The following is a 15837-nucleotide window of genomic DNA, read 5'->3' as shown; positions in this document are numbered from 1 at the left end:
GCGCCGACGGGGCAGCGACCCGGCGCGGACGGCGGCCTACGACGTGCTGCGCGCCGTGGACGGGTCCGACTCGTACGCCAACCTGGTCCTGCCTCCGCTGCTGCGGGAGCGCCGGATCGCCGGGCGGGACGCCGCGTTCGCCACCGAGCTCGCCTACGGGACGCTGCGGCTGCGGGGCCGGTACGACGCGATCATCGCCCTCGCGGCCGCTCGTGCGGTCGAGGCCGTCGACGCGCCCGCGCTCGACGTCCTGCGGCTCGGCGTGCACCAGCTCCTCGGCATGCGCGTGCCGGCCCACGCCGCCGTCTCCGAGACCGTCGGGCTGGCCCGGGAGCAGCTGGGCACCGGCCCGTCGCAGTTCGTCAACGCCGTCCTGCGCACCGTGGGGCGCTCGACGCCCGAGGAGTGGGAGCAGCGGATCACCGAGGCGGCCGGCGAGGACGAGCTCGCCCGGTTGTCCGTGACGCAGAGCCACCCGCTGTGGATCGTCCGCGCGATGCGCGAGGCGCTCGTCGGCAACGGCCGGTCCGCCGACGAGATCGAGGCGCTGCTCGCCGCGGACAACTGGGCACCGCGCGTCACGCTCGTCGCCCGTCCCGGCCTGGTGGACCAGGAGGAGCTGATCGAGGAGGCCGAGGGCCTGTTCGGCGCCCTCACCCCCACGGCCGTGATCCTCCCCGGCGGTGACCCCGCGGCGCTGCCGAGCGTCCGCGACGGCCGCGCGGGGGTGCAGGACGAGGGCAGCCAGCTCGTCGCGCTCGCGCTCACGGAGGCGCCGCTCGAGGGTCGGGACGAGCGCTGGCTCGACCTGTGCGCCGGCCCGGGTGGCAAGGCCGCGCTGCTCGCTGCCGTCGCCGGGGAACGCGGTGCCCGCATCGTCGCCAACGAGGTCCAGGCGCACCGCACGAAGCTCGTCGAGCAGGCTCTGCGGTCGGTGCCGGCGGACTCTGTCGAGGACGTGCGCACGGGCGACGGGCGCACGGTCGGCGCGGACGAACCAGGCACGTACGACCGGGTCATGGTCGACGCACCCTGCACCGGCCTCGGCGCCCTGCGGCGTCGACCGGAGGCTCGTTGGCGGCGCACCCCCGCCGACCTCGCCGGGCTCAGCGCGCTCCAGCGCGACCTGCTGGTCTCCGCCCTGCAGGCAGTACGACCGGGCGGGGTCGTCGCGTACGTGACCTGCTCGCCGCACCTGGTCGAGACGCAGCTCGTGGTCAAGGACGCCGTCAAGGCTGCGAGCCGCGCCGGCGTCGAGGTGGAACCGGTCGACGCCCGCGAGGTCGTGCGCCGCATCGCCCCCGGCGGGTACGTCGACCTGGACGACGACCGCACCGACGTCCAGCTGTGGCCGCACGTGCACGGCACCGACGCGATGCACCTGACGCTCCTGCGCCGCACGTCCTGACGCCCTCTACGCTGGCCGGGTGCCTGCGCTGATCAACCCGAGCATCCTGTCCGCCGACTTCGCCAACCTCGAGCGCGACCTCCAGGTGATCGCCTCGGCGGACTTCGTGCACGTGGACGTGATGGACAACCACTTCGTGCCGAACCTGACCCTCGGCCTGCCGGTGGTGAAGCGGATCGCCGAGGTGTCGGCGCTGCCGTTGGACGTGCACCTCATGATCGAGGACGCCGACCGGTGGGCCCCCGAGTACGCGGCCGCGGGGGCTGCGTCCGTGACGTTCCACGCCGAGGCGACGCAGGCGCCCGTGCGGCTGGCCCGAGAGCTGCGGTCCCGCGGGGTCCGGGCGGGGATCGCACTGCGACCCGCCTCGCCCGTGGAGCCGCTGCTCGACCTGCTGCCGGAGTTCGACATGCTCCTGGTGATGACGGTCGAGCCGGGCTTCGGCGGGCAGTCCTTCATCGAGGGGATGCTGCCCAAGATCCGGCGGGCGCGCGCCACCCTCGACGCGTCCGGGGGCGACACGTGGATCCAGGTGGACGGGGGAGTCGCCCGCGACACGATCGGGAGGATCGCGGCCGCGGGTGCGAACGTGTTCGTCGCCGGTTCTGCGGTGTACGGCGCGTCCGACGTGGCGGCCGAGATCGCCGCCCTGCGGTCCCTGGCGGACGCCGGCGCCTGACCTTCGGGACTGCCCAGCGGGAATGTGCCGTGTGGCATGATCGTTGGCGCAGTACGAACACACACACGTGCTCCGGGGTCGGTGTAATTCCGAGCCGGCGGTGACAGTCCGCGACCCGCACGGTCCGCAAGGATCGGGCGGTTGACCTGGTGGAACTCCAGGACCGACGGTGAAAGTCCGGATGGGAGGATCGCGTGGCGGCGCCCGTGCGCCGTGGTTGCGGGACCCTTCCTGCCGCCCTCACCCCGGAGCCCCGCGCGTCCGGAGGTGAGCATGGCCAGCATCGAGACCGGAGTGCGTGCACCCTCCGAGGCCGACGCCATGCGGCACGCCCTGGTCCTCGCGCGGCGCGGCCCGGTCTCCGGCCCCAACCCGCGCGTCGGGTGCGTGCTGCTCGGCGCGGACGGGGAGGTCCTGGGGGAGGGGTGGCACCGCGGAGCGGGTACGGCGCACGCCGAGGTCGCCGCGCTCGCCGACGCCGCCGCGCGCGGTGCGAGCACGGTCGGCGCCACCGCCGTCGTCACCCTCGAGCCCTGCACCCACACCGGCCGCACGGGGCCGTGCTCGGAGGCGTTGATCGCTGCCGGCGTCGGGCGCGTCGTCGTGTCCGTCCCGGACCCGAACCCGGTCGCCGCCGGGGGTGCGGAACGGCTCCGTGAGGCCGGCGTCGACGTCGAGACCGGGCTGCTGGGCGACGAGGGCCGTGCGCTGCTGGGCGCCTGGCTGCCCGCGGTCGAGCGGGGTCGCCCGTTCGTCACCCTCAAGCTGGCCACGTCCCTCGACGGGCGCATCGCGGCCGCCGACGGCTCCAGCCGGTGGATCACCTCCGAGGTGTCCCGGCACCACGCCCACGACCTGCGTGCCGAGGTCGACGCGATCGTCGTCGGCACCGGCACCGCCCTGGTCGACGACCCGTCCCTGACCGCCCGGAACGCGGCCGGCGAGCTGCACGGGACCCAGCCGCTGCGGGTCGTCGTCGGCCTGCGTGACCTCCCGTCGGACGCCCGGCTGCACGGTCCCGGGGGCGAGCTGGTCCACGTGCGGACCCACGACCCGGCCGAGGTGCTGTCCCTGCTCGCCGAGCGCGAGGTCCGGCACGTGCTGGTCGAGGGCGGTCCCACGCTCGCGGCCGCGTTCCTGCGTGCAGGGCTCGTCGACGAGGTGCACGCCTACGTCGCCCCGGTCCTGCTCGGTTCCGGCTCGTCCGCCGTCGCGGACCTGGGCGTCACCAGCATCGGCGACGCCGTCCGCCTCACCACCCGGTCCGTCCTTCCGCTCGGTCCCGACGTCTTGGTCGTCGCGACCGTCGACCCGAGCCGGGCCCCGCACAGCAGCACGGAGGAGCACTGATGTTCACCGGAATCGTCGAGGAGATCGGCACGGTCGAGGCGCTGGAGCGAGGCCCGGAGGGCCATCACGACGCTGACGCCCGGCTCCGCGTGCGCGGCCCGCTCGTAGTCTCCGACGCCCACCTGGGCGACTCGATCAGTGTCTCGGGCGTCTGCCTGACGGTCACCGAGCTGCCGGGCGACGGCACGTTCTGGGCCGACGTCATGCCCGAGACGCTCCGGCGCACCGCGCTCGAGGACGTCGGCGTCACCAGCCCGGTCAACCTCGAGCGCGCGCTGCCGGTCGGCGGACGGTACGGCGGGCACGTCGTGCAGGGGCACGTCGACGGCGTCGGGACGATCCTGTCCCGGTCGCCCGGCCCGCGCTGGGACGACGTCGAGATCGGACTCGCGCCCGAGCTCGCGCGGTACGTCGCCGAGAAGGGCTCGATCGCGGTCTCGGGGATCTCCCTGACGGTCACGCACGTCACGGACGAGTCGTTCGGCGTCTCCCTCATCCCCACCACGCTCGAGGCGACGACCCTCGGCACGCTGGCGCCCGGCGCCCGGGTCAACCTCGAGGTCGACGTCCTCGCCAAGTACACCGAGCGGCTGCTGTCCACGGCCGGGGTCCTGCGATGACCGCGCCGGCCGGTGTGCGCCTCGGCACCGTCGAGGAGGCCCTGGACGCGCTGCGTGCGGGCCGCCCCGTGCTGGTGGCCGACTCGCCCGACCGCGAGAACGAGGCGGACGTCATCCTCGCCGCGCAGTCCGCCACCCCCGAGTGGATCGCGTGGACCATCCGGCACTCGTCGGGCTACCTCTGTGCGCCCATGCCGGCCTCGCGGGCCGATGCGCTGGACCTGCCCCTGATGGTGCCGCACAGCCAGGATCCCCGCCGCACCGCGTACACCGTGACCGTGGACGCGGCCACGGGCGTGACCACCGGCATCTCGGCGTCGGACCGCGCCCGGACCCTGCGGGTGCTCGCGGACCCGGCGTCGGGCCGCGAGGACCTCATCCGCCCCGGTCACGTGCTGCCGCTGCGCGCGGTGCCCGGCGGCGTCCTGCACCGCGCGGGTCACACCGAGGCCGCGGTCGACCTGTGCCGGCTCGCCGGGCTGGAGCCGGTCGGAGCGATCGCCGAGCTGGTGAACGACGACGGGTCGATGACCCGGCTGCCGGTGGCGTCCGCACTGGCGGAGGCCGAGGGCCTGGTGCTCCTCACCATCGAGGACATCGTCGCGTGGCGCACGCAGCACGGGGACGACGTGACCGCCGAGGTGGCCGTCGCGGCACCGCCCAAGGAGCGCGTGCACGCCACGCACACCGCCTACCTGCCCACGAAGCACGGCGACTTCCGCATCCACGGCTACCGCGACCTGCGCACCGGCGCCGAGCACGTGGCGCTGGTCCCGACGTCCGGCCTGGCCGCGACACCCGTGGTCCGCGTCCACTCCGAGTGCCTCACGGGCGACGCTTTCGGGTCCGCCCGCTGCGACTGCGGCCCGCAGCTCGACGCGGCGCTGGAGCTCGCCGCCCAGCAGGGCGGTGCCGTCGTCTACCTGCGCGGGCACGAGGGGCGGGGGATCGGTCTGCTGGCCAAGGTCGCCGCCTACGCGCTGCAGGACCAGGGGCGGGACACCGTGGAGGCCAACCTCGACCTCGGCTGGCCCGCCGACCGCCGCGAGTACGGGGCCGCCGCGGCGATCCTCACCGACCTCGGCGTGCACCGCGTGAGCCTGCTGACCAACAACCCCGCCAAGGTGGCGGGGCTGCGCGCCCACGGGATCGACGTCGCCGAGATCCGCAGTCTCGAGGTGGGTCGGACCCCGCAGAACGAGGCGTACCTGCGCACCAAGGCGACGTCGATGGGGCACCTGCTCCACCTGCCGCCCGGCACGGAGCGGGAGCCCATCGCGGTCTCGCCCGTGCACGCCACGCCGGCCACCCCCGGCGCCGACCACGACGACCACGCGTTCGAGAGCCTGGAGGACCTGGCATGAGCGGTGCTGGAGCACCCACCCTGACCGTCGACGGGACCGGCCTGAGGGTCGTCGTCGTCGCCGCGAGCTGGCACACCGTCGTCATGGACGGCCTGCTCGCGGGGGCCCAGCGCGCGCTGGCGGCGGCGCACGTCGAGGACGTGAGGATCGTGCGCGTGCCGGGCACGTTCGAGCTGCCGGTCGCTGCGCGTGCGGCGGTCGTCGCCGGGGCGGATGCCGTCGTCGCACTCGGCGTGGTCATCCGTGGCGGGACGCCGCACTTCGAGTACGTGTGCCAGGCCGCGACGCTCGGGCTGACCGACGTGGCCGCCTCGTCGGGCATCCCGGTGGGCTTCGGGGTGCTGACCTGCGACAACGAAGCCCAGGCGCTCGACAGGGCCGGACTGCCAGGATCGCACGAGGACAAGGGCGCGGAGGCGGCCGAGGCTGCGGTGGCGACGGTCGTGGCGCTGCGCGGGCTCTGATGCACGAGCTCTTCGACGCCGTCTGGACGATCGCAAGCCACGACATCCTGTGGCGCGAGGTTGTCGGCAACGGGTTCGGGCTGGGGTCCGCGATCGGTGGGATGCGCCGACGCGTCTGGGCGTGGCCGGTCGGCATCGTCGGCAACGTCCTGCTGTTCACCGTCTTCCTCGGCGCCGTCTTCCAGACGCCGCAGGCGCGGGACCTGTACGGCCAGGCGGGACGGCAGGTGTTCTTCATCGTCGTCTCCGTCTACGGGTGGGCGCGGTGGAGCCAGGCCCGCGCCCGCGGGCGGGCGCACGGGGACCGTGACGCGCCCGCCGTCGTGCCGCGCTGGGCGGGTCGGCGGGGCTGGATCCAGCTGATCAGCATCGGGGTCGTCGGCACCGTGACCTTCGCCTACGTGTTCCAGGCGCTCGGCTCGTGGGGTCCGTGGGCGGACGCGTGGATCTTCACGGGCTCGTTCCTGGCGACCTACGGGATGGCGCGCGGGTGGATCGAGTTCTGGCTGATCTGGATCGCGGTCGACGCGGTCGGGGTACCCCTGCTCTTCATGGCCGGCTACTACCCGTCGGCCGCGCTGTACCTCGTCTACGGGGGCGTCGTGATCTGGGGCTTCGCCGTCTGGTGGCGCCAGACGGCACGCACCCCGCCGGCGGACGGCAACGGGGAGCTGCCCCAGCAGCCCCTACTCTTGGCCGAGTGAAAACCTTCGACACCCTGTTCGCCGAGCTCTCGGAGAAGGCCGCCACCCGCCCCGCGGGCTCCGGCACCGTCGCGGAGCTGGACACCGGCGTGCACGGCATCGGCAAGAAGGTCGTCGAGGAGGCCGCCGAGGTCTGGATGGCCGCCGAGCACGAGTCGGACGAGCGGACGGCCGAGGAGATCTCGCAGCTCCTCTACCACCTGCAGGTGTTGATGATCGCGCGCGGGCTCACGCTCGCCGACGTCTACACCCACCTCTGAGGAGAACGACCGTGCTGAGGATCGCCGTCCCGAACAAGGGCTCCCTGTCGGAGCCCGCCGTCGAGATGCTCAAGGAGGCCGGCTACCGGCAGCGTCGCGACTCCCGCGAGCTGGTGCTGCCCGACCCGGACAACGACGTCGAGTTCTTCTTCCTGCGCCCGCGGGACATCGCCGTGTACGTCGGCGCCGGCACGGTCGACGTCGGGATCACCGGCCGTGACCTCATGCTCGACTCGGAGTCCGCCGCGGTCGAGCACCTGCCCCTGGGGTTCGCGCGCTCGACCTTCCGGTTCGCCGGGACCGCGGGGGAGTGGTCCGACGTCGCGCAGGTCGGGGGCCGTCGGGTCGCGACGTCGTACCCCGTGCTCGTGCGCTCGTACCTGCGCTCGCTCGGGATCGAGCCGGCGGGCGTCGTCCGGCTGGACGGTGCCGTCGAGTCCGCCATCCGGCTGGGGGTCGCCGACGTGATCGCCGACGTCGTCGAGACCGGCACCACGCTGCGCGCCGCGGGCCTGGAGATCTTCGCCGACCCGATCCTGCGTTCGGAGGCCGTGCTGGTCCGCCGCACGGACGTCGACGAGCCGGCCGGGCTCGACGTGCTCACCCGCCGGATCCAGGGCGTGCTCACCGCGCGCGAGTACGTGCTCATGGACTACGACGTGCCGCTCGAGCTGGTGGACAAGGCCGTCGCGATCACCCCCGGGCTGGAGTCGCCGACCGTGTCCCCGCTGCACAACCGCGACTGGGCGGCCGTGCGCGCGATGGTCCGTCGCGACCAGACCAACCGGGTCATGGACTCCCTGTACGACATCGGTGCGCGCGCGATCCTCGTGACGTCGATCCACGCGTGCCGGCTCTGAGCGGTCCGCCGGTGGACGAGCTCACAGCACCGTTCCGGCCGCGGCTGGCGCGCGTGGTCACGCTCGCCCTCGCCGTCGTGGTGGTCGTGGCCACCGCGGCGATCATGATCGCGATGTCGGTGCTCTCCGCGGGGGACCGCATCGGGTTCGCCCTGGTGGGCGGCCTCATCGTGTGGTTCCTCTGGCGGCAGGCGTCGGTCGTCGCGAAGGTGGACGACGACGGGCTCACCGTCCGGAACCTGCTGTTCACGCGGCGCCTGGAGTGGGCCGAGATCGTGCTCGTGCGGTTCGGCTCCGGCCGGCCCTGGGTGCAGCTCGACCTCGCGGACGGGGACACGCTCGCCGTGATGGGGGTCCAGCGGGCGGACGGGGCGTTCGCCGACGCCGAGGCGCGCCGGCTGGCCACGCTGGTGGCCCTGCACACGGCGACCGACCGCGACGACTGACCGGCGAGCGGTCAGCCGGTCAGCCGGCCAGCTCCGCCGCGTGCACGCCCGCGGCTGCGGCAGCCAGGAACGACCCCGGGTCGTCGGCGAGCCCCCGGCCCATCGTCGACAGGCGGACGGGGGAGTCACCGAGGGCGCCCAGGACGTCGGCGCCGGCGGCTACCTCGACCAGACGGTGGCGCGCGCCCAGCGCGGCGGCCTGCGCGGCCACCCGGCTCCCGAGCCCGTCGAGGGGCCCGGCGTCGAAGACGGGGACGACGACATCGGCCGTCGCGAGCGCCACGCGGCCGTAGGCCGTCAGCGAGTGGTGCGAGATGCCGAGGTGTCGTTCGCGCTCGTCCGCCCCGGACACGCGCAGCGAGGCGACGGGCCGCCCGCCGAGGGTGGACGCGGCGTTGACCGCCTCGCCGGCCGCCACCCCGGAGAACCCCCAGCGGGTGCCGGTCCCGAGATTCCCGGGACCCTGCGCGACGACCACCAGGTCCGCCCCGACCACGTGCCGGGCCGCGAGCAGCCCGGTGTGCACCGTGACCGCCTCGAGGTCGCCCCCGAACGACTGTCCGGTGGTCACGCAGGCCTCGATCCACCCCGCGGACCGCAGGCCGGCGACCGTGCGGGAGAACCAGGCCGGCAACGCGCCGCCGTCCGTCATCACGTAGGCGACCCGCGGCGCGCGACGGCCCGCGCGCTGGGCGGCGAGGCGCGCTCCGGCGACGACCGCGGGCAGGGCCGAGTGCAGGTCGGCGACGACGACCGGCAGGCCGCCGAGGTCGTCGGCCTCGCGCAGCAGCTCGTGGTGCGGTGACTCCTGGTCGTCGACGCCCAGGACCATCGCCTGCAGCGGCGTGTACCGCGCCTTGACCAGGTGGCCAGGACCGGGAGGCGGGTCCGCAGGCGTCCGCTCCGGCTGCGCGATCACGAGCGCGTACCCGCCGGTGCCCAGCCCGCGGGCCAGCGCCGAGACGTTGAGCAGCACGCGGTCACCGATCTCCGGGCTGCCCACGAGCGCGGGGAACGCCAGCGCGCGGACGGTGTCCCCGGCGGTGGCCGTACCGACGGGAGCCTCCAGCTCGACCGTCACCTCGGCGGACCCGGGCCACGTGGCCCCGAGCGACACCACGACACCCGCACGCCACGTGATCACCCGCCCACGCTACCGGCCACTACGGTGGTCCCCGATGGCCGCATCGATCGCCCCCGCCGAGCGCCTGCTCAACCTCGTCATCGCCCTGGTCAACACAGCCGGCCGGATGACGAAGGAGCAGGTGCGCACCAGCGTCGCCGGATACCAGGAGGCACCCTCCGACGACGCCTTCGAGCGGATGTTCGAGCGCGACAAGGACACGCTGCGGGACCTCGGCATCCCGATCCTCACGGTGACCGACGCCGGCCACGGCGACGACATCGGCTACCGGGTGGACCTGGACGCGTACGCGCTGCCGCCGCTGGAGCTGACGGCGGCCGAGCTCGGTGTCCTCGCGATGGCCGCCCAGGTGTGGCAGGACCAGGCCGTGCGCGCCGACACCACGAGGGCGCTCACCAAGCTGCGCGCGGTCGGCGAGGCCCCCGAGTCGACCGACCTGGTGGCCGGCCTGGCACCGCGCGTGCGGGCGGGCGGCGGGGCCTTCGGGCCGCTGGTCGACGCCGTGCAGGCCCGTCAGGCGGTGCGGTTCACGTACCGGGCGGCCACCACGGGCGAGGTGCGCGAGCGCACGGTCGAGCCCTGGAAGCTCCTGGCACGCCGCGGGGGCTGGGTGCTCGTGGGCCAGGACCGCGACCGGGGCGCGAGCCGGTCGTTCCGGCTCAGCCGGATCGAGGGTGCGGTCAGGACGGTCGGCGAGCCGGGCTCGTTCACCGCGCCCAGCGCCGAGGAGCTGGCGGCCGCGCTGCAGAGCTGGGCGAGCGGACCGGAGCGGATCGCCACTCTCGCCGTCCTGCCGGAGCGGGCCAGCGCCGCCCGCGCCCGGGCCGTGGCGGAGCCGGACGACGCGCCGGACCGCTCGGCCGACCCGTTGCTGGAGAACCGCGACCTCGTGCACCTGCCGTTCCGGGCCGAGTGGGAGCTGGCCGAGGAGCTGGTCGGCTACGGCGACGCCGTCGTCGTGCTGGCCCCGGACGGGCTGCGCAGCTCGGTCCTGCACCTCCTGCGCACCGCCGCGACGCTCGACCAGGGGGTGGGCGTCGATGGCTGAGCGCGCGAGCGACCGGCTCCTGCGGATGCTCGGGATGATCACCTACCTGGACCGCCACGAGGGCGTCCCGGTCGAGGCGATCGCCGAGCAGTTCGGGGTGAGCGCCCGGCAGGTGATGGAGGACATCGACACCCTGTGGGTCACGGGCACGCCCGGCTACTACCCGCACGACCTCATCGACTTCGACGCCGCCTCCTACGAGCGGGGCGTCGTGCGCCTCACCGAGTCCCGCGGGATGACCCGCCCGCTGCGGCTCGGTGCGCGCGAGGCGGTCGCGCTGGTCGCCGCGCTGCGGGCCGTCGACGCCGCCCTGGGCGACGCGATGGACCCCGAGCGGGCGGCCGTGCTGCGCTCCGCGCTGGCCAAGCTCACGGCGGCCACGGGCGACGCCGCGGCCGCGGTGGACGTGCAGCTCTCGGTCGACGCCGCTCCGGACGTCGCGGCGGCGGTGGCGACCGCGCTGCGGCACGGTCGGCGGCTGCACCTGCGGTACGTCAACGCGTCCGACGTCACCACCGAGCGCGACGTCGACCCCGTCCGCCTGGTCACCGACGACGAGCGCTCGTACCTGCTCGGCTGGTGCCTGCTGGTGGACGGCGAGCGGTTGTTCCGGGTGGACCGCGTCCTGGCCGCCGAGGTGCTCGACACGCCGAGCGTCGACCACCAGGTGCGCGAGGGTGCGGACGTCTTCTCGCCCGGCCCCGAGGGTGAGCTGGTGACCCTGCACCTGACCAGCCAGGCGCGATGGGTGGCCGAGACGACGCCGGTCGACGCGGTGCGCAACCTGGAGGACGGCTCGTTCGAGATCGACCTGAGGGTGGTCCAGCACGCCTGGCTCCGGCACCTCGTGCTCCAGGTGGCCGACGAGGTCCTCCAGATCCGCCCGGCACGCATCGCCCGCGAGGTTGCCGCCGCCGCACGGGCGGCGCTGCGGGCGTACGGGGAGGCGGTCTGAGGATGCTCTGGTTCTCGGTCTGGACCGTGCTCGTCCTGGCGACGCTCGCCGGGACGTTCCTGCTCGGTCGCCGCCTGTGGCGGTCCGCGGTCGCGCTCTGGCGCGAGCTGGCCCGAGCGGGCGAGGTCACGGCGCAGCTGGCGGACCGTGTCGAGGAGCTCCGTGCCGCGGCCGGGAGCCCGGAGACGGGCCCGACGCTCTTCGGTGACCGAGACCTCCTGCAGGCCCGGTTCACCGCGCTGCGCACCGAGGCGGCGGAGCGCAGGGCCTCGCGGGAGGAACGGCGCGCGGCCACCCGGCTGCGCTGGGCGGCCTACTGGCGGTGAGCCCGCGGCGTCCCTCTGCCCGGGGACGCGGGTAGGATCGCCAGGTCATCGACATCCGACGGAGGACTCGACGTGTTACGAAACATCAGCGCCTGGCACGTGATCATCGTGCTGATCGTCGTCGTCTTGCTGTTCGGCGCGAAGCGGCTGCCCGACCTGGCCCAGAGCGTGGGCCAGTCGATGAAGATCTTCAAGCGTGAGGTCAAGGACCTGCGGGACGACGACGCTCCCGCCGGCCCTGCCGCGACCGCCGCACCCGGCGTGACGCCGGTCGGCGCCCCCCCCGTGGTCCCTCCTGCGGCCGAGCCCCGGTACGTGACCCCGGTCCGGCCCGTCACGGAGCCGTCCGAGGGCAACGCGCCCCCGAAGGCCTGATCCGCTCGTGAACGCTCGCCGCGGGGGTGAACCCGGCGGCCGGATGCCGCTGCGCGCCCATCTGGTCGAGCTGCGTCGTCGGGTCTTCCTCGCCGCCCTCGGCATCGTGGTGGGCGCGGTGGTCGGCTGGTTCCTCTACGACCCCGTGTTCAGCGCGCTCCAGCGGCCCATCGTGCTCGTGGCGGAGGAGCGCGGGGACCTCATCGCCCTGAACTTCGCGGGCATCGCCACCTCGTTCGACATGCGGGTCAAGGTCTCGTTCTTCCTCGGCGTGATCCTGTCCAGCCCGTGGTGGCTGTACCAGTTCTGGGCGTTCGTGACCCCGGGGCTCACCCGTCGCGAGCGGCTCTACGCGTTTGGCTTCGTGGGCGTGGCCGTGCCGCTGTTCCTCGCCGGCGCGTTCATGGCGTGGTGGGTCCTGCCCAACGCGGTGCGGCTGCTCACCGAGTTCACGCCGACCGGCGCCACCAACCTCATCGACGCGCAGACGTACCTGGGCTTCGTCATGCGGATCATGCTGGCCTTCGGGGTGGCGTTCCTGCTGCCGGTCGTCATGGTGGCTCTGAACTTCGCCGGCATCGGGACGGCCGCCACGTGGCGCCGGAGCTGGCGGTGGGCCGTGCTGCTCTCGTTCGTGTTCGCCGCGATCGTGACGCCCACCCCCGACGCGGTGACGATGCTCGCCGTCGCCGTCCCGATGAGCGCCCTGTACTTCCTGGCCCTCGGTGTGTGCGTGCTGCACGACCGCCGGGTCGACCGGCAGCGGGTGGCCGCCGGGCTGCCGCGGCTCGACGGCTCGACGGCCGACGAGCCGGGCACCGCGTGATCCACCTCGGCCTCGTCGTCAACCCGACCGCCGGACGGGGGCGCGGCATGCCGGCCGGACGTCGTGCGCACGATCTCCTGCGGTCGCGCGGCTTCAAGGTCGAGGACCTCTCGGCCGCCACGCTGGCCCAGGCGACGGACCGCGCGCGGGCGGCGGCGGTGCAGGGTCTGGACGCGTTGGTGGTCGTCGGCGGGGACGGCATGGTGCACCTCGGCGTGAACGTCGTGGCGGGCACCGGCCTGCCGCTCGGCATCGTGGCCGCCGGCACCGGCAACGACATCGCCCGCTCCCTGGGCCTGGCGCGCGGCGACGTGGAGGCGTCGATCCGGGCGATCGAGCTAGGGCTGCAGCTCGGCCCGCGACGGGTCGACGCCGTGCGCGTCGGGTCGCCCGAGCACGCGGCGCGCGAGTGGTACCTCGGTGTCCTCTCCTGCGGGTTCGACGCCGCGATCAACGCGCGCGCCAACGAGATGGTCTGGCCCAAGGGAGCAGGGCGCTACGTCCGTGCGCTCGTGGCCGAGCTCGGGGGGTTCCGGCCCTACGGGTACCGCGTCACGCTGGACGACCTGGTGTGGGAGTCGCCCGGCACGCTCGTCGCGGTCGCCAACACCCCCTGGTTCGGCGGCGGGTTCAAGATCGCCCCGGACGCGGAGGTGGACGACGGACTGCTGGACGTCGTGCTGGCCGGCCCGTTCACCAGGACCGGGGTGCTGAAGATCTTCCCGGGCATCCCGCAGGGCAGGCACGTCGGACACCCCGCCGTCCACATCCACCGCAGCCGGTCGGTCCTCATCGAGCCGTTGGTCGAGCACGGACCCGTCCCGCCCGTCGCCTTCGCGGACGGGGAGCGGGTCGGACCCCTCCCGCTGCGGGTCACGGCGGACCCCGGCGCCCTGTCCGTCCTGGGCTGAACGCGCGCCGCGAGGCCGGGTCCCGCGCGGTGTGCCTAGGGTGTGCACGTGGTGTCCCGCTCCCGGAGATCCGTCCCGCCGTCGTCCTCCCCACGGGTGAGCGCGCCCCCGCCCGAGCCGTCGCCGGCCGAGCGGTACGCGGCCGCGCGGCGCCGGGCCGAGGTGGACCGCAGCGAGCTCGGCCGGTTCCGCGAGCTGCTCGGCTTCCCGCTCGACGACTTCCAGGTCGACGCGTGCCAGGCCCTGGAGCGCGGCAGCGGGGTCCTGGTCGCGGCGCCCACCGGGGCGGGCAAGACCGTGGTCGGGGAGTTCGCCGTCCACCTGGCGCTCGCGTCGGGCCGCAAGGCGTTCTACACGACGCCGATCAAGGCCCTGTCCAACCAGAAGTACTCCGACCTGGTCCGCCGCTACGGGTCCGAGCGCGTGGGGCTGCTCACGGGCGATACGACGATCAACGGCGAGGCGCCCGTCGTCGTGATGACCACCGAGGTCCTGCGCAACATGCTCTACGCCGGGTCGAGCACCCTGCAGGGACTCGGCTTCGTGGTCATGGACGAGGTGCACTACCTCGCCGACCGCTTCCGGGGGCCGGTCTGGGAAGAGGTGATCATCCACCTGACCGACGACGTCCAGCTGGTCTCGCTGTCGGCCACGGTGTCCAACGCCGAGGAGTTCGGCGACTGGTTGGCGACCGTACGCGGCGACACCGAGGTGGTGGTCAGCGAGCACCGGCCGGTCCCGCTGGGTCAGCACGTGCTGGTACGCGGCGACCTGCTCGACCTGTACGCCGGCCACGTGGACCCGACGGATCCCGGGGTCGACCCGCCCATCAACCCTGACCTGACCCACCTGCTGCGCCGCAGCGACCGCGAGGAGCCGGGACAGCACCGCCGCGGTCCGCGCGACCGCGGCGGACGCGCCCGGCCCGGCGGGGGACGTCCCGGGGGCGGGCGCCCGACCCCGCGGTTCGCGGTGGTCGACGCCCTGGACCGCGACGGGCTCCTGCCGGCGATCGTGTTCATCTTCTCCCGGGCGGGGTGCCAGGGGGCGGTGCAGCAGTGCCTCGCCGCCGGTGTCCGGCTGACCACTCCCGCGGAGCAGGCCGACATCCGCCGCATCGTGGAGGAGCGGTGCGCCGCCGTGCCGCCCGAGGACCTCGACGTGCTGGGCTACTGGGAGTTCAGCGAGTCGCTGTCCCGGGGCGTCGCCGCCCACCACGCGGGGATGCTGCCCCTGTTCAAGGAGACGGTCGAGGACCTGTTCTCCCGCGGGCTCGTGAAGGTGGTGTTCGCCACCGAGACGCTCGCGCTAGGCATCAACATGCCCGCCCGCTCGGTGGTGCTGGAGAAGCTGGTCAAGTGGGACGGCTCGAGCCACGTCGACGTCACCCCGGGGGAGTACACGCAGCTCACCGGCCGCGCGGGGCGGCGGGGGATCGACACGGAGGGGCACGCGGTCGTCGTCGCGCACCCCGGACTCGACCCCGTGCAGCTGGCGGGGCTCGCGTCCAAGCGGCTCTACCCGTTGCGGTCCAGCTTCCGGCCCACCTACAACATGGCGGTGAACCTCGTCGCACAGGTGGGTCGGGACCGGGCTCGTGAGGTGCTCGAGACGTCCTTCGCGCAGTTCCAGGCCGACCGCGGCGTGGTGGGGCTCGCGCGGCAGGCACAGGGGCACGCAGAGGCTCTGGAGGGGTACGCGCGCGCGATGGTGTGCCACCTGGGCGACTTCGCGGAGTACGCCGACCTGCGCCGGCAGATCACGGCGCGCGAGAAGGACCTGACACGGGCCGAGGCGTCCGCCCGCCGGGCGGAGGTGGCCCGCACGCTCGAGGGCCTGCGGGTGGGAGACGTGCTCGAGATCCCCGTGGGACGCCGGTCCGGGCACGCCGTGGTGATCGACCCGGGCGGCGACGGCGGCTTCGACGGCCCGCGCCCCACGGTGCTCACCGTCGACCGCCAGGTCCGCAGGCTCACCGTCGCGGACGTCGGCCAGGGCGCGCGCACGGTGGGCTTCCTGCGCGTCCCGCGCGGGTTCACGGCCCGCGTCCCAGCGGCACGGCGCGACGTGGCCGCGGCCCTGCGCTCGACGGTCGGC

18 protein-coding genes and 1 riboswitch are annotated in these 15837 nt (G+C 74.3%); of the genes, 17 read left to right on the top strand and 1 reads right to left on the bottom strand.

Going from position 1 to position 15837, the window contains the following annotated elements:
- The 10 genes from RYN42_RS15565 to RYN42_RS15520 all read left to right on the top strand — a co-directional run.
- The coding region (locus tag RYN42_RS15565; RefSeq protein WP_315097653.1) for a transcription antitermination factor NusB at positions 1 to 1408 on the top strand (1408 nt) is incomplete at its 5' end.
- Between the two features lie 19 nt (positions 1409 to 1427).
- The gene (gene rpe / locus RYN42_RS15560) at positions 1428 to 2087 is read left to right on the top strand and encodes a ribulose-phosphate 3-epimerase (protein ID WP_315097651.1); all 660 of its coding nucleotides are present in this window, start codon (positions 1428 to 1430) and stop codon (positions 2085 to 2087) included.
- A 64-nt stretch (positions 2088 to 2151) separates the two neighbouring features.
- Positions 2152 to 2284, top strand: a riboswitch (FMN riboswitch).
- A 76-nt stretch (positions 2285 to 2360) separates the two neighbouring features.
- Positions 2361 to 3437, top strand: coding sequence for a bifunctional diaminohydroxyphosphoribosylaminopyrimidine deaminase/5-amino-6-(5-phosphoribosylamino)uracil reductase RibD (ribD, locus tag RYN42_RS15555; RefSeq protein ID WP_315097649.1), 1077 nt, complete (start codon positions 2361 to 2363; stop codon positions 3435 to 3437).
- The gene (locus RYN42_RS15550) at positions 3437 to 4057 is read left to right on the top strand and encodes a riboflavin synthase (protein ID WP_315097647.1); all 621 of its coding nucleotides are present in this window, start codon (positions 3437 to 3439) and stop codon (positions 4055 to 4057) included. The genes ribD and RYN42_RS15550 overlap by 1 nt, the downstream gene beginning before the upstream one ends.
- Positions 4054 to 5421 carry a 3,4-dihydroxy-2-butanone-4-phosphate synthase gene (ribB, locus tag RYN42_RS15545; RefSeq protein ID WP_315097645.1) on the top strand — a complete coding sequence of 456 codons (1368 nt, stop codon included), beginning with the start codon at positions 4054 to 4056 and terminating at the stop codon, positions 5419 to 5421. Before RYN42_RS15550 ends, ribB begins: the two co-directional genes overlap by 4 nt.
- Entirely contained in the window at positions 5418 to 5885 is a 468-nt protein-coding gene (ribH, locus tag RYN42_RS15540; RefSeq protein ID WP_315097643.1) for a 6,7-dimethyl-8-ribityllumazine synthase, read from the top strand. The genes ribB and ribH overlap by 4 nt, the downstream gene beginning before the upstream one ends.
- Complete coding sequence (gene pnuC, locus RYN42_RS15535; protein ID WP_315097641.1) at positions 5885 to 6589, top strand: nicotinamide riboside transporter PnuC; 705 nt, start codon at positions 5885 to 5887, stop codon at positions 6587 to 6589. The genes ribH and pnuC overlap by 1 nt, the downstream gene beginning before the upstream one ends.
- Entirely contained in the window at positions 6586 to 6849 is a 264-nt protein-coding gene (locus tag RYN42_RS15530) for a phosphoribosyl-ATP diphosphatase (protein ID WP_056094875.1), read from the top strand. Before pnuC ends, RYN42_RS15530 begins: the two co-directional genes overlap by 4 nt.
- Before the next feature lie 11 nt (positions 6850 to 6860).
- Positions 6861 to 7709, top strand: coding sequence for an ATP phosphoribosyltransferase (hisG, locus tag RYN42_RS15525; RefSeq protein WP_315097639.1), 849 nt, complete (start codon positions 6861 to 6863; stop codon positions 7707 to 7709).
- A gap of 11 nt (positions 7710 to 7720) precedes the next feature.
- Positions 7721 to 8155 (top strand): PH domain-containing protein, encoded by a 435-nt coding sequence (locus RYN42_RS15520; protein WP_315097637.1) that lies wholly within the window; start codon positions 7721 to 7723, stop codon positions 8153 to 8155.
- Between the two features lie 19 nt (positions 8156 to 8174).
- On the opposite strand, the gene RYN42_RS15515 is transcribed toward RYN42_RS15520, so the two are convergent.
- Positions 8175 to 9299, bottom strand: a complete 1125-nt coding sequence (locus RYN42_RS15515) for a DUF3866 family protein (protein WP_315097635.1) — start codon at positions 9297 to 9299, stop codon at positions 8175 to 8177.
- Between the two features lie 34 nt (positions 9300 to 9333).
- Here RYN42_RS15515 and RYN42_RS15510 point away from each other — a divergent pair, with 34 nt between their 5' ends.
- From RYN42_RS15510 to RYN42_RS15480, 7 genes are all read left to right on the top strand, one after another.
- Positions 9334 to 10347, top strand: coding sequence for a WYL domain-containing protein (locus RYN42_RS15510; RefSeq protein ID WP_315097633.1), 1014 nt, complete (start codon positions 9334 to 9336; stop codon positions 10345 to 10347).
- On the top strand, positions 10340 to 11302 hold the full coding sequence (locus tag RYN42_RS15505) for a WYL domain-containing protein (RefSeq protein ID WP_315097632.1): 963 nt from the start codon (positions 10340 to 10342) through the stop codon (positions 11300 to 11302). The genes RYN42_RS15510 and RYN42_RS15505 overlap by 8 nt, the downstream gene beginning before the upstream one ends.
- Positions 11303 to 11304: 2 nt before the next feature.
- A complete protein-coding gene (locus RYN42_RS15500) occupies positions 11305 to 11628 on the top strand; it encodes a hypothetical protein (RefSeq protein ID WP_315097630.1) in 324 nt (107 codons plus the stop codon).
- Positions 11629 to 11700: 72 nt separating this feature from the next.
- Positions 11701 to 12003, top strand: a complete 303-nt coding sequence (gene tatA / locus RYN42_RS15495; protein WP_315097628.1) for a Sec-independent protein translocase subunit TatA — start codon at positions 11701 to 11703, stop codon at positions 12001 to 12003.
- 43 nt (positions 12004 to 12046) lie between these two features.
- Positions 12047 to 12829, top strand: coding sequence for a twin-arginine translocase subunit TatC (tatC, locus tag RYN42_RS15490; protein WP_315097655.1), 783 nt, complete (start codon positions 12047 to 12049; stop codon positions 12827 to 12829).
- Complete coding sequence (locus tag RYN42_RS15485) at positions 12826 to 13740, top strand: diacylglycerol kinase family protein (RefSeq protein WP_315097625.1); 915 nt, start codon at positions 12826 to 12828, stop codon at positions 13738 to 13740. The genes tatC and RYN42_RS15485 overlap by 4 nt, the downstream gene beginning before the upstream one ends.
- A 96-nt stretch (positions 13741 to 13836) precedes the next feature.
- On the top strand, positions 13837 to 15837 hold a 2001-nt coding region (locus tag RYN42_RS15480), incomplete at its 3' end, for a DEAD/DEAH box helicase (protein WP_315097624.1).

Source organism: uncultured Cellulomonas sp. (assembly GCF_963527515.1).
Lineage (GTDB): Bacteria > Actinomycetota > Actinomycetes > Actinomycetales > Cellulomonadaceae > Cellulomonas.
The sequence above is the reverse complement of the archived record's forward strand: the minus strand, read 5'-3'. Positions and strand labels throughout refer to the sequence as shown.

Bases quoted from the DNA above. Each gene is read 5' to 3' on its own strand.
- RYN42_RS15550 (WP_315097647.1), top strand. From the start codon at position 3,437: ATGTTCACCGGAATCGTCGAGGAGATCGGCACGGTCGAGGCGCTGGAG.
- RYN42_RS15510 (WP_315097633.1), top strand. From the start codon at position 9,334: ATGGCCGCATCGATCGCCCCCGCCGAGCGCCTGCTCAACCTCGTCATC.
- ribD (WP_315097649.1), top strand. From the start codon at position 2,361: ATGGCCAGCATCGAGACCGGAGTGCGTGCACCCTCCGAGGCCGACGCC.
- tatC (WP_315097655.1), top strand. From the start codon at position 12,047: ATGCCGCTGCGCGCCCATCTGGTCGAGCTGCGTCGTCGGGTCTTCCTC.
- RYN42_RS15500 (WP_315097630.1), top strand. From the start codon at position 11,305: ATGCTCTGGTTCTCGGTCTGGACCGTGCTCGTCCTGGCGACGCTCGCC.
- ribH (WP_315097643.1), top strand. From the start codon at position 5,418: ATGAGCGGTGCTGGAGCACCCACCCTGACCGTCGACGGGACCGGCCTG.
- pnuC (WP_315097641.1), top strand. From the start codon at position 5,885: ATGCACGAGCTCTTCGACGCCGTCTGGACGATCGCAAGCCACGACATC.
- ribB (WP_315097645.1), top strand. From the start codon at position 4,054: ATGACCGCGCCGGCCGGTGTGCGCCTCGGCACCGTCGAGGAGGCCCTG.
- RYN42_RS15505 (WP_315097632.1), top strand. From the start codon at position 10,340: ATGGCTGAGCGCGCGAGCGACCGGCTCCTGCGGATGCTCGGGATGATC.